The 11803-nt window shown below is 69.7% G+C and carries 13 protein-coding genes; 5 read left to right on the top strand and 8 right to left on the bottom strand.

The window, feature by feature from the left end:
* Positions 1 to 92: 92 nt before the first annotated feature.
* The 4 genes from M1L60_RS25730 (at position 93) to M1L60_RS25715 (ending at position 4999) form a co-directional block, all read left to right on the top strand.
* Entirely contained in the window at positions 93 to 1052 is a 960-nt protein-coding gene (locus M1L60_RS25730; RefSeq protein WP_438862153.1) for an acetylxylan esterase, read from the top strand.
* A gap of 726 nt (positions 1053 to 1778) precedes the next feature.
* On the top strand, positions 1779 to 2570 hold the full coding sequence (locus M1L60_RS25725) for an EcsC family protein (protein ID WP_253240080.1): 792 nt from the start codon (positions 1779 to 1781) through the stop codon (positions 2568 to 2570).
* Between the two features lie 36 nt (positions 2571 to 2606).
* Positions 2607 to 3941 carry a uracil-xanthine permease family protein gene (locus tag M1L60_RS25720; protein ID WP_253240079.1) on the top strand — a complete coding sequence of 445 codons (1335 nt, stop codon included), beginning with the start codon at positions 2607 to 2609 and terminating at the stop codon, positions 3939 to 3941.
* Positions 3938 to 4999 carry a DUF1989 domain-containing protein gene (locus M1L60_RS25715; RefSeq protein WP_253240078.1) on the top strand — a complete coding sequence of 354 codons (1062 nt, stop codon included), beginning with the start codon at positions 3938 to 3940 and terminating at the stop codon, positions 4997 to 4999. Before M1L60_RS25720 ends, M1L60_RS25715 begins: the two co-directional genes overlap by 4 nt.
* On the opposite strand, the gene M1L60_RS25710 is transcribed toward M1L60_RS25715, so the two are convergent.
* The 4 genes from M1L60_RS25710 to M1L60_RS25695 all read right to left on the bottom strand — a co-directional run bounded on the left by M1L60_RS25710 (position 4996) and on the right by M1L60_RS25695 (position 7673).
* Positions 4996 to 5334, bottom strand: coding sequence for a hypothetical protein (locus M1L60_RS25710; RefSeq protein ID WP_253240077.1), 339 nt, complete (start codon positions 5332 to 5334; stop codon positions 4996 to 4998). The genes M1L60_RS25715 and M1L60_RS25710 overlap by 4 nt on opposite strands.
* 19 nt (positions 5335 to 5353) lie before the next feature.
* Positions 5354 to 5635 carry a DUF3027 domain-containing protein gene (locus M1L60_RS25705; RefSeq protein WP_253240076.1) on the bottom strand — a complete coding sequence of 94 codons (282 nt, stop codon included), beginning with the start codon at positions 5633 to 5635 and terminating at the stop codon, positions 5354 to 5356.
* A 97-nt stretch (positions 5636 to 5732) separates the two neighbouring features.
* Entirely contained in the window at positions 5733 to 6479 is a 747-nt protein-coding gene (locus tag M1L60_RS25700; RefSeq protein WP_253240075.1) for a hypothetical protein, read from the bottom strand.
* Positions 6480 to 7673: a multidrug effflux MFS transporter gene (locus M1L60_RS25695; protein ID WP_253240074.1), complete on the bottom strand. Its 1194-nt coding sequence runs from the start codon at positions 7671 to 7673 to the stop codon at positions 6480 to 6482.
* Between the two features lie 35 nt (positions 7674 to 7708).
* Here M1L60_RS25695 and M1L60_RS25690 point away from each other — a divergent pair, with 35 nt between their 5' ends.
* Positions 7709 to 8143, top strand: a complete 435-nt coding sequence (locus M1L60_RS25690) for a MarR family winged helix-turn-helix transcriptional regulator (RefSeq protein ID WP_253240073.1) — start codon at positions 7709 to 7711, stop codon at positions 8141 to 8143.
* On the opposite strand, the gene M1L60_RS25685 is transcribed toward M1L60_RS25690, so the two are convergent.
* The 4 genes from M1L60_RS25685 to M1L60_RS25670 form a co-directional block, all read right to left on the bottom strand.
* Positions 8140 to 8409 carry a UTRA domain-containing protein gene (locus M1L60_RS25685; protein ID WP_253240072.1) on the bottom strand — a complete coding sequence of 90 codons (270 nt, stop codon included), beginning with the start codon at positions 8407 to 8409 and terminating at the stop codon, positions 8140 to 8142. The genes M1L60_RS25690 and M1L60_RS25685 overlap by 4 nt on opposite strands.
* Before the next feature lie 359 nt (positions 8410 to 8768).
* Complete coding sequence (locus tag M1L60_RS25680; protein ID WP_253240071.1) at positions 8769 to 10223, bottom strand: serine/threonine-protein kinase; 1455 nt, start codon at positions 10221 to 10223, stop codon at positions 8769 to 8771.
* A 51-nt stretch (positions 10224 to 10274) separates the two neighbouring features.
* The gene (locus M1L60_RS25675) at positions 10275 to 10667 is read right to left on the bottom strand and encodes a PRC-barrel domain-containing protein (RefSeq protein WP_253240070.1); all 393 of its coding nucleotides are present in this window, start codon (positions 10665 to 10667) and stop codon (positions 10275 to 10277) included.
* A gap of 130 nt (positions 10668 to 10797) precedes the next feature.
* Entirely contained in the window at positions 10798 to 11763 is a 966-nt protein-coding gene (locus M1L60_RS25670; protein ID WP_253240069.1) for a carboxypeptidase-like regulatory domain-containing protein, read from the bottom strand.
* Positions 11764 to 11803 lie beyond the last annotated feature (40 nt).

The following is an 11803-nucleotide window of genomic DNA, read 5'->3' as shown; positions in this document are numbered from 1 at the left end:
GGTATGCATACCGAGTATGCTCGACGCCAGAGGGCCGCCCGCCGTGCCAAGATCGTGTTCGACGGCGCACCACCTCGACGAAGGAACGAGCCTTGCTGACCGACCTCTCCCGCGACCAGCTCGCCACCTATCGCAGCACGCAGACCGCCCCCGACGGCTTCGACGACTTCTGGGCCGGGACCCTGGCCGAGGCGGCCCGGCACGACATCGGCGTACGCCTGAACCAGGTCGAGACCAACCTCGAAACCATTTCCGTGTACGACGTGACGTTCCGGGGCTTTGCCGGCCAGGACGTCCGGGCCTGGCTGCGGGTGCCCGCCCACGCCACCGGCCCGCTGCCCGCCGTGGTGCAGTACGTCGGGTACGGCGGCGGTCGCGGCCACGCCCTGGAGAACCTGCTGTGGGCCTCGGCCGGCTTCGCCCACCTGCAGATGGACACGCGGGGCCAGGGCTCGGGCTGGAGCCTGGGCGCCACCCCCGACGAGGCGCCGTCGCAGCCGCAGGTGCCGGGCGTCATGACCCGCGGCATCCTCGACCCGGCCACCTACTACTACCGGCGGATGTTCACCGACGCGGTGCGGGCGGTCGACGCCGCGCGCAGCCTCGACGTGGTCGACAACAACCGGATCGCCGTGCTCGGCGGCAGCCAGGGCGGCGGCAACGCGCTCGCGGTGGCCGGGCTGCGCTCCGACCTGGCCGCGGCCGTGGCGTTCGTGCCGTTCCTGTGCGACTTCCCGCGCGCGCTGGCGGTGACGGAGTCGTACCCGTACAAGGAAATCATCGACTACCTGGTCGTGCACCGCACCGAGGTCGACCCGGTACGCCGCACCCTGGCCTATTTCGACGGCGTCAACTTCGCCGCCCGCGCGACCGCACCCGCCCTGTTCTCGGCCGCGCTGCGCGACACCGTGTGCCCGCCCTCCACGGTGTTCGGCGCGTTCCACGAGTACGGCGGCGAGAAAGAGATCGAGGTCTGGGAGTTCAACGGCCACGAGGGCGGCGGCATCCTCGACGAGGAACGCGCGCTGGCCTTCCTGCGGAGCCGGCTCTGACGGGCCGACCGATCATCCCGGGCTTCCGTCCCGACCCGGGCGTCTGCCGGGTCGGCGACGGCCACGACCTGGCCTGCTCCGGCTTCGAGCACTTCCTCGGCCTGCCCCGAGGCACGCTTTGACATCGGCGCGGCCGAGTTCATCCTTGGCGATCCGCGACCAGTGACACGCCTTCACCATCAAGCGAGAGAAGGATCTCACCGCGACTGTTCCGACATCTTACGACTTCTTCACCGCTGATGAAGAGCCACTCCCACGGCCTCGAATTCCTGCGCTCCAAGACATCAATGCTCGACAAGTCCACGGGCACCGGGCGAAGGGATCGCAGACGGGATGGAACCCATTCCAGACCATGAGCGCCGCGGTGGATGTATCCATGCCGCCAACGCTTGCCCAGCCCACGCCTCGAGTGGTCTTTCAACGCCGCCGGCACCCATGGCCCTGAATGGGCTCCGCCGCGAGCAAGGCCGCCGATGAACCCACCTACGGCACTACTCACGAATTCACCCACCATGCCCCACATGGCCATATTGTACGAGGCCACGAGCATCGAGGCCGCCGGTGAATCCGGCACGACCGGACCGGGGCCGACGACCCCGAAAGCCCAGCAACGACACGAGATGCACCGAATGCGCTGCCCACTCCGGGTTCCGCCATACCGATCACTCTTCACGGCCGCGTGCCGGGAACTGGATGAAGCTCGCGGTGTGCTGTACGTTCTTGCCCGTGAGCGAGAAAGAATTGGCCGAGAATCCGGAATCGTATTTCACCGCCCTGTTGGTGGGCGCGGCCAAATTGCCCGGCGTTCGCATCGACCGGGCCGCCTACCTGCGAAGCGCGCTCAGCCGGTATTGCACCGAGGATGACATTCGGCGGGCCGTCGACCACTCTCCCGCCGTCGCCAACATTCCGCTCGACGTGCTCGATCGGGTGGCCAACGAGTCGATCCGGTACGAGACGGCCAAGGTCAGCGCCCTGTCGGCCGCGGCCGGAATTCCCGGCCTGCTTTTTCTGCCGGCCACCGTGCCGGCCGACATGGCCCAATACTTCGGTCACATGTTGCGCATCGCCCAGAAGCTCGCCTATTTGTACAGCTGGCCCGATCTGTTGTCCGACGACGGCGACGAACTCGACGACGCGACCAAGGGCATGCTGACCCTTTTCGTCGGCGTGATGTTCGGGACCCAGTCGGCCAACGCCGCCGTGGGAAAGGTGGCCGCCGAACTGTCCAAGACGGTGGCCCGGAAGCTGCCGCAGAAGGCGCTCACCCAGGGCGTGATCTACCCGGTCGTCAAGAAGGTCGCCGCCTATCTCAGCGTGCGGATGACCAAGCAGACGTTCGCCAAGACGGTCTCGAAGGCGATCCCCCTCATCGGGGCGGTCGTGTCGGGCGGGCTCACCCTGGCCACCTTCCTGCCGATGGCCAACCGGCTCAGGACGCACCTCGCGAGCCTGGATCTCACCAAGCCGAAGCCCCCGGTCACCGACGATCAGGTGATCGACGGCGAAATCGTCTGATCCACATAGGAGCCGGACGCCGTAGCATCCAAGGTTGTGGATGTCGAAACGGATCGCCAGACAGTGCTGGACGTCGGGTTCGATGAGCGCGTCCAGCCGCCCAAACTGCTGCTCTTCGCCGTTCAGCACCTGCTGACCCTGTCCGCCATCTGGGTCTTCCCGGTGCTGATCGGCATCACCCTCGGCCTCGCCACCGGCGACGTCACCGCCATGATCCAGGCCTCGTTCCTGCTGGCCGGGGTCGTCACCGTGCTGCAGTCGAGCCGGATCGTGCGGCTGCCCATCGTGCAGGGCCCGACCGCCGCCTTCTTCGCGGCCGTGCTCGCGGCCGGCGCCGCCTACGGTCTCGACGCCGCGTTCGGGTCGATGATCGTGGCCGGGCTGATCTTCATGCTGCTCACGATCCCGATCGGCCGGCTCGGAGTGCTGATCCATTTTCTGCGCTTCGCGACCGACCCGCTGGTCTACGGCACGATCTGCCTGATCATCGGGGCCCAGCTGGCCACCCTGGGACTGCCCGGCTGGTTCGGGGCCGAGGGCCGGCCCGGGTACGGCTGGGACCTCTTCTGGGTCGGCCTGGCCACCCTGCTCACGGTGGTGGCCTGTCTGCTGCTCGGCGGAACGACGCTGATCCGGCGGGCCGCCGTCCTCATCGGCATGCTGGTCGGCTCGGTGCTGGCCGCCGTGACCGGCCTGTGGAGCCTGCCCGACTTCTCCGGGGTCGCGTTCGTCGGGCCGCCGTCGCTGCTGCCGTTCGGGTTCGCTGTGGCCTGGCCGGCTGTCCTGCTGATGCTGCTGGCCTTCCTCGAGTCGAGCGCCGAGGCGGTCGGCATGTACACGCTCGTCTCGCGCTGGGGCGGCACCGAACTGACCCGCGAGCGCATCAACCGCGGCCTTTTCACCGAGTACGCCGGGTCGGTCGCCGGCGCCCTGTTCGGCGGTCTCGGCACCGCGTCCTACCCGGAGAACGCGGGCATTGTCCGGGTCACCCGGGTCGGCAGCCGGTTCGTCACCATGGCGGCCGGGGTCATCGCCATCGCCCTGGCCTTCCTGCCCGTGTTCAGCGCCTTCGTGGCTGGCCTGCCCGGGGCGGTGCTGGCCGCCGCGTCCACGGTGCTGTTCGGGATCATCGCGATGAGCGGCGTGCAGATGATGAGCACCGTGCGGTGGGACGAGCTCAACCTGACCGTGGCCGGCACCGCGTTCATCCTGGCCCTGGGCGGTCAGTGGCTGCCCGAGGCGTTCGTGGCGACCATGCCGGACTGGGTGCGGGCCCTGGTCACGACCCCGATGATGTTCGGCGCGGTGCTGCTCATCGTGCTCAACGCCGCCGTCAACTACGGCCTGCGCCCGTGGCTGGAGCGCCGGTGATCACGCTGCGACTCAACCACCAGCAGCACGACTTCCTGCGGACGGTGGCCGACCGGGACGCCCACCTGGGCGACGTCGGCGACCTCGTGCGCGCCGCGCTGGCAGACGCGTCCGTCCATGAGAACCGGGCCACTCCGGCCCCAACTTCCGGGCCATCCGACCGTACGGGGGAAATTCTTCAGCCGGGCACCGGGAAGGCGTTCGAGGTGGCGGCGGGCCAGGTGCTGCGGATCGAGCAGATCGAGGGGCACCAGTGCGTCGACCTCAACGTCTTCAACCGTGCGGACGGCCGCGAACGGCTGCACGTCGGCCGTACGCGGGGAATGCAGGGCCTGCACCCGGGACCGGGCGACGTGCTGTGGTCGAACGCGCCGTGGGAACGCCCGATCATGGCGATCACCGGCGGCACGGCGACGACCGACACCCAGTTCCCGTTCTGCAGCCGCCTGATCTACAGCGCGTTCTTCGGCCTGCGAGACCGCACGAACTGCCAGGAGATCCAGAACGAGGCCCAGCGCGAGTACGGCCTGGACCCGTGGGACCTGCACGAGTCGCTGAACCTGTTCATGCACACCGCCCCCGGCCCCGACGGCGAACCGGTCATCCTGCGCAACGTGGCCCGCCCCGGCGATCACATCGAGTTCGTGGCCCTGATCGACGTGCTCGCCGTCCCCAACGTGTGCGGCGACGACCTCTCCAACTGCAGCAACTTCGGCGTACGACCGGTACGCGTGACGATTACGCCGGGTGGGCCGGCCGACGCCGAGCGCGCCCGGGCCGCGTACGACCGGTCCGTTGTTCTCGGCCTGCCGAGCCCGCGCGAGTATCCCGGCGCCCGCCCGCTCCAACGCGATCCGGGTTATGTGGCGGCTTTCCCACATCTGCCACTGCACCCGGCCGACGTGGCGGTCGAAGTAAGCGCGGAACACCTCGACCGCTTCGCCCGGGCCCGCAACACCGACCTGTACGGCGACGACGAGGCGGCCGCCCTGCGCGACATCGTCCTGTCCTGGGCGATCGACCGGCTGGGCGCCTTCGCCGGCAACGCGTGGCCCTAGGCCGGCGCCTGCCCGGCCAGGACCCGAGCGCGCCGCGTCTCGTACTCCTCGGCCGAGATGACGCCCAGACCGTGGAACAGGCCAAGGTCATCACAACTGAAACCGATGAGGAAACTGGAGACCGTCTCCTCGAGCCCGGCCCAGGTGACCAGCACGTGCTGGGGAATGGGCTCACTGATCACGCCGGGGTGCCCGCGCCACAGCCGATCACACAGGGGTGGTGGATCCCCGGCGCCGACCATCGTGACGTCGGGGCCGCTCTTCGTGAGTCCGAGATACTCGACGAAGAGCCCCGCCGACAGCCGGGAAACATCCAGAACGTCGGACTCGGCCATCACCCGAGGCTACGCGAGATCATCCGAACGAGCCGTCGGTTCGTCCCGTGTAGGCGTCGCATCCGTCGTACTCGAAACGCACGCGGGCGTCGAACGCCGAGACCGGGTTGGAGCAGACACCGTAGTCGGCCCCGAGCCGGCCGTGCAGGGCGATCCAGAACGCGCATCCGCCGCACTGCTCGTCGTACCAGTGCTCGGGGTAGTCCGGATCGCCGGTCACGCGATGGCGTTCCTTGACCCACCGGTGGTGACAAGCATCGTTGTGCCGCTCGTCGTCACCGGTCCACACCCCGGAAGTCATGCTGTGATCGTCGCGCACGGCGTATCGCCCAGCGCCACAACGACGGCTCGGCGGCGTGTCGGTGCCGCCGGCAACGCGGGCGCTGATGAAGCGCCGGTCAACCTCGGCGGCAGTCGGGCAGGTTCAAGCCGCCCCGGTCATCCTGATCGACCCTGACCTCCGAGATGTACCCCGAGCGCCCGTCCTCGTCGGTCGCGCCGTACCAGCGCTTCGACTTGAAGAACGCGACGTTCCGGACGGCCTTCTCATGTTCGATGTCCGCGTTGTAGATCCAGGCGCCGTTCACTTGACAGTGCGCCTTGAGCACGTCGTCGGTGCGGAGGGCGGAGCCACTGACCGGACATTCACATTCGACCTTGGGAAGCTGGTTGAGAAATAGGTCGCCGCCATCCTGCAACACCCCTTCCTGGTCGATCGCCACGCTGGAGATCGTGATGGGCTCCGAACGGTGCTCGCTCTTCCAAAGGTTGACCGCTATCACCCCGCCGGCGAGCAAGAAACCGAACAGCACAAAAACGAGCGCCCGGGTGAGCTGACCTCGCGTGAGCTTGCCGCGTCTCCACAGGAGCCCGATCACAGCGGCGGCAACGACCACGAACGCCAGCAACTGCCAGGCGACCGATCGGGAGTTCCCGGACGACTCCAGGTCGACCAGAGCGCCGAGGAGCGTGGCCAAGGCGACGAACGCGCCACCGACCAACTCGAGAGAAGCGGATTTCTCGCCGGACTCCGCGACGGCGGGCTGATCCTGTCCGACACGAGCCATGGGACACCACCGGTTGAGTAATGGCAGACCACCAGCAGCAAAACATAGGCCGTCGACAATGGACAGAAGAATCGTCACTCACTCATCTGCCGGTTGCGGGACAACGGGTCGAAGGAGCAGGACGGTCAGGGCGGCGGCGGAGCAGATCAGCATCGTGACGGCCATGGCGGTGGCGGTCACCGGGCCGGGCAGGCTCATCGCCGAGGCAGCCAGGCCGCCGATCAGGAACTGCAGCAAGCCCTGCAACGACGAGGCGGCGCCGGCCGCGCCGCCGTGACCGTCCAAGGCCAGGGAGGTGGCGTTGGCCAGCACCATCCCGAGCATCGAGACCACCACGAACAGGGCGACCAGCAGGAACAGCAACGGCAGCCCGAGCGTCGCGCCGGCCAGGACGCCGGCCGAACCCAGGGTGGCGATCGTCAGGCTGATCCGCAGCAGCGTGCGTTCCGCGGCCACCCGCCCCACCAGCAGGCCGTTGAGCTGGCCGAGCAGCACGATGCCGAGCCCGTTGAGGCCGAAGACCAGGCTGAACTGTTGCGCGCTGAGCCCGTACGCGTCCTGGAGCACGAACGACGACCCCGAGATGTACGCGAAGACCGCGGCGAACATCAGCGCCGCGGTCAGCACGTAGCGCAGGTAGGACGGGTCGGTGACGAGCGTGCGGAAGGTTCGCAGGTCGGTGCGTGCCCGGTTGTCCGCGGGCAACGTCTCGGGCAGCGTGAACACCACCGCGAGCAGCAGCACCAGGCCGATGCCGGCCAGCACGACGAACACGGCCCGCCAGGTGGTGACCCGCAGCAGCTGCCCGCCGAGCACCGGGGCCAGGATCGGCGCCACCCCGTTGACCACCATGAGGGTCGAGAAGAACCGGGTCATCGCCGTGCCCTGGAACAGGTCGCGCACGATGGCCCGGGCCAGCACGATGCCCGCGGCCGCCCCCAGCGACTGCACGACCCGCCCGGCGATCAGCCACTCGACGGTCGGCGCGACCGCGCACCACACCGAACCGATGAGGTACAGCACGATGCCGGTGAGCAGCGGGCGCCGCCGCCCCCAGCTGTCGGACAGCGGCCCCACGATCACCTGTCCGACGGCCAGACCGACAACGAACACGGTCAGCGTCAGCTGGACCAGCGACGGGCTGGTGCGCAGCTCGTCGGCCATGCCGGGCATCGCCGGCAGGTACATGTCGATGGTGAGCGGGCCGAAACCGCTCAGCGACCCCAGGATCAGCGCCAGCCGCAGTCGATGATCGACACGAGTTATGAGCACATAATTATGGTGCCATAATCCACTAGGATGACGCCATGCCCGCCGACGAAGCCCTGGCCGATCTGGCCGACCTGATCCTCAACGTCGGCCGGCTCGTGCGCGCCCGCACGCCCGAGGGTCCGCACGTGGTGGCCCTCACCGAGACCGAGCGGCAGGTCATGCGCGTCGTCGACCTCTACCCCGGCGCCGCCCCGAGCGAGATCGCCCGCCGCACGCAGCTGCAGCGCACCAACGTCAGCACGGCGCTGCGCAGCCTCGAGGACAAAGAGATGATTTCCCGTACGGCCGTGGCGGGCCGCGGCATCGCCGTGCGCCCGACGCGGCGGGCGGCCGACAATCTGCGCGTGCTGCGTGCCGCCTGGGCCCAGGAACTGGCCACGATCCTCGGCGACGACCTGGACGCCGCCCGCCGGTGCGCCGAGGTGCTGAGCCGCCTGGAACGCGGCTTCACCTCCGACGAGGGCTCTTAGGACGTCTTCGCGTCGACCTCGAGCGGGACGACGTCGGTGCGCAGCCAGGTCTCGTAGTAGTCGAAGGCGACCTGGGCCTTGCTCCAGGTGATGGACCGGATGCGCAGCAGCGGCGTGCCCTCGGGAACGTCGAGGTGGCCGGCCAGCACCCGGTCGGCCGGGACGGCGTGGACGACCCGCTTGGCCCGGGCCGCGACGTAACCCGCGTCCTGCAGGGCCGCGGTCAGCGAGGACGTGCCGTCGCGGACGCCGGTGGCCGCGGCCACCCGGGGAGAGCTCGCCGCGACGGATGTCGTCGAGCAGCACGTCATACAGCTGCTCGTAGTAAGGCACCGGCGAGGCGCGCTCGGTGCTCTTCATCCGCTGACTGTGCGGACAGTTTCCGCAAGAGGCCTTACCGGTAGCCGAGCGCCTCCCGGGCCGCGCAGTGCTGCTCCATGATCACCTTTGTCGTGGGGGCGGCCGGGGTCGACGATCACCGGCTTACCCCGCGACCAAGCCGACCAGCAGTTGAGCCGCTCAGTGCGGCGCCGGCCGGTCTCCGGACGAGACGCGACCTGTGCGTGGCGATCACCCGAGCCACGCTACTGGTGATCGTGATCCACGTGGAGCCGGAAACGCTCCCCTAAACCAGGCTGCGCTGGTTGTCGTCGCCCGTGGTGGCGGGGTCGGTGGTGGTGGTCGGTGGGGTGGGTTCGGTGGGCTCGGTCGTGCCCGGGTCGGTCGGTTCGACCGTGGGCTCGGTCGGCTCGACCGGGGGTGTGGTCTCGTCGTCGGTCGGGGTCGGCTTCACCGGGGGCTTCGTGGTCGCGGGCGGGCTGGTCGGCGCGGACGACGGAGCCTTGGTGGTCGGCGCGGACGACGGGGCCTTGGTGGTCCTGGTCTTCGGCGTCTTCTTGCGGACCTGCGTGGTGGTGGTCTCGGTCGTCTCGCGAACCCGGACCGAGGCCGACGGTGACGGGGTGGGCCGGCTGGTCTGGGGCGAGGTCGCCACCGGGCGCGGGCCCTCGACCGCGGCCTCGGCCTCGCGGCCGCCGGGGGTGACCGTGCCGTTGGCCAGCTGCACTCCGACGACGCTGACGATGGCCGCGATGACGGCGGCCGAGCCGACGACCAGGGCGCGCCGCCGCGACCGCTGGCGCGAGGTGACCGGCGCCGGCAGCAGGACGGCCGACTGGTCGGCGGGGCGGATCGTGGCGACCGGGCGCACCTGGCGGGTCAGCGGGGCCGGGCGGCCGGCCCGGCGGAAGAGCTCGGCCAGCTCGACCGCGGCCGGGCGGGCGTCGGGGTCTTCGGTCGTGGCCGCCTCGTAGAGCCGGACGAGCTCGCGCGGCACCCCGGCCAGGCGCGGCAGGCGGGGCGCGGGGCGGTCGTGCCGGGCGGCCAGGACCGCGCCGACGTGCTCACCCGGCCAGGCGCGGGCGCCGGTGAGGCTCTCGAACAGCAGCAGGCCGAGACCGTAGACGTCGGCGGCGGGGTAGCTGGGCTCGCCGCGCAGCTGTTCGGGGGCCAGGTAGGCCGGGCTGCCCCACAGCGCGCCGTTGGCGTCGATGGCGGGCTGGCCGGCGACGGCGGCGATGCCGAAGTCGAGCACCTTGACGCCGTCGGGGGTCAGCATGATGTTGCGCGGGTTGACGTCGCGGTGGACGAGGTTCTGCGCGTGGGCGACGGCCAGCGCTGATGCCGTCTCGGCGGCGATCTCGGCCGCGCGGCGCCACCGCAGGGCGCCGGTGCGGGCGATCAGGTCGGCCAGGGTCTCGCCGCCGACGAACTCCATGACCAGGTACGGGGTGCGGGTGTCGCTGTCGACGATCTCGCCGTAGTCGTAGACCTGGGCGATGTTGGGATGGCTGAGCCCGGCCGCGGTGCGGGCCTCGAGCAGAACGCCGGTCGCCGACACGTCGAACATCTTGATGGCCACGGGACGCTTCAATACGCTGTCGAACCCGTAACGAACCACAGCGCTGCCACCCTGGCCGAGGACTTCCCCCACCCGGTAGCGACCCGCTAGTTTTTGCACTGCGACCTCCCCGTTGGCCCGAGCGGCGACGCCGTCGTGACCATGATCGATCCGCAGCATACCCGGGCCCACTGACATAAAAACTGTGTCACTGACCGCACAAGCCGAACATCAGAGGAACAACTTGGCTGTCCAGGGCACGCGATCCGGCGTTCCGTGCGGCTCGATTCCGTAATACTCGTACAGATCAGCCAGGGGCTCGTCGGCGGGCGCACCCGCGACCTGCACTCGGGTGCGGTCCAGCCGCACGGTCTCCTCGGTCACGCTGTCGACACAGTCAGCCGGAATGTACAAAGGACCGGCGCCGACGCCGAAAAGTCCGCCGTGTTCGACCTGCAGCAATTGCACCTTCTCGCGCTCCGGGTCGATCAGCAGCTCATCGACCCGGCCGATCTCCTTGCCCTCGCAGTCGACCACCCGGTGGCCGCGGACGTCCTGGGCCGGTTCGCGCCTCAGATGGCTGCCGTCGCCCAGCCGGATCATGGTGCCGGTTCCGGAATTCATCGTGCACCTCCGTAGGTCGCGTTGTCCGGCAACGCTATGCACGACATGTCGCGAACACCCGACAGCACCTTCACACTTCGGTGACACACCGGTGCCGCCCCGGCGGTGAGCCGGGGCGGCACCCTGGTGGCTACTGCGGGGCCACGACCCACAGCAGCTGGTCGTCGACGACGGCGGTCTCGCCCGAGGCGATCGTGATGATGTCGGCCGAGTCGTAGTCGGGCTTCTGGTGGGCGTACTGCGAGTTGTCGCCGGCGCTGAACCGGACCTTGTAGCGGCCCGGCTCCAGCAGGCCGCTGAAGTCGTAGGCGCCGTCGGACCCGGTCATGGTGTCCGACTGGTTGGCGGTGTCGACGTTGAGGAAGCTGACGTACACGCCCCCGGCCGGCGCCCCCGCGGCGTCGGTCAGGCGGCCCGAGATCCCGGCCAGGGCCGCGGCCCGGTCGGTCACCCGCACGGTCTCGCCCGAGCCCACGAAGAACCGGGTGGCCCGGGCCGGGTCGAAGGTGTGGGGCACGTACTGGCCGAGCGCACCGACCGCGTAGTTGACGATGAACGTCGAGTCGGGTCGCACCTTGATCCGGAACCGGCCGTCGGCCGCGGTGGTGCCGCCGTGCTCCGAGGTGTTGTCGGCGTTGGTCACGTTGACCGCCGCGTGGGCGGCCGGTTGCCCGTCCGGGCCGAAGAACCGGCCGGCGATGTATCCGGCCGCGGTGACGACGCTGTTCGCGGTCGTGGTGCGGTTGGCCCGCACCCGGTAGGTCCGGGCCTCGGCCGGGTCGCTGATCCGGCCCGGGGCCCACTCCGACCAGCCGCCGAGGCCGATGCGCACCTGGTAGGCGCCGGCCTCGAGGCCCGAGACGGTGAACCGGCCCCGGCTGTCGGCCTGCAACTCCTGCACGGCGTCGCTCGACGGGTCGGCGAAGACCCCGATCACGGCGTCCGGCACGACGGCGCCCTGGGTGTCGCGGACGACGCCGGCCAGGCTGCCGGTGGGGTCGGCGGCGAACGCCGGACCGGCCGCCGACGACGCGGCGACGATTCCGGCCACGGCCGCGGCGAGCACTGATCGGCGGCGTACCTGATTGAACTGCATGGAATTTCTCCTGTCCCCGTTGTGGTACGGGAGACGTTAT

The sequence above is a fragment of the Paractinoplanes aksuensis genome (assembly GCF_024137025.1).
In the GTDB taxonomy this organism is placed as follows: domain Bacteria; phylum Actinomycetota; class Actinomycetes; order Mycobacteriales; family Micromonosporaceae; genus Actinoplanes; species Actinoplanes aksuensis.
The sequence above is the reverse complement of the archived record's forward strand: the minus strand, read 5'-3'. Positions and strand labels throughout refer to the sequence as shown.

What these genes read in the sequence shown, in the direction of transcription:
- M1L60_RS25710 (WP_253240077.1), bottom strand. Translation starts at nt 5,334, where the DNA reads ATGGCCGAGTCCGACGTTCTGGATGTTTCCCGGCTGTCGGCGGGGCTC.
- M1L60_RS25705 (WP_253240076.1), bottom strand. Translation starts at nt 5,635, where the DNA reads ATGACTTCCGGGGTGTGGACCGGTGACGACGAGCGGCACAACGATGCT.
- M1L60_RS25690 (WP_253240073.1), top strand. Translation starts at nt 7,709, where the DNA reads ATGCCCGCCGACGAAGCCCTGGCCGATCTGGCCGACCTGATCCTCAAC.
- M1L60_RS25680 (WP_253240071.1), bottom strand. Translation starts at nt 10,223, where the DNA reads ATGCTGCGGATCGATCATGGTCACGACGGCGTCGCCGCTCGGGCCAAC.
- M1L60_RS25675 (WP_253240070.1), bottom strand. Translation starts at nt 10,667, where the DNA reads ATGAATTCCGGAACCGGCACCATGATCCGGCTGGGCGACGGCAGCCAT.
- M1L60_RS25670 (WP_253240069.1), bottom strand. Translation starts at nt 11,763, where the DNA reads ATGCAGTTCAATCAGGTACGCCGCCGATCAGTGCTCGCCGCGGCCGTG.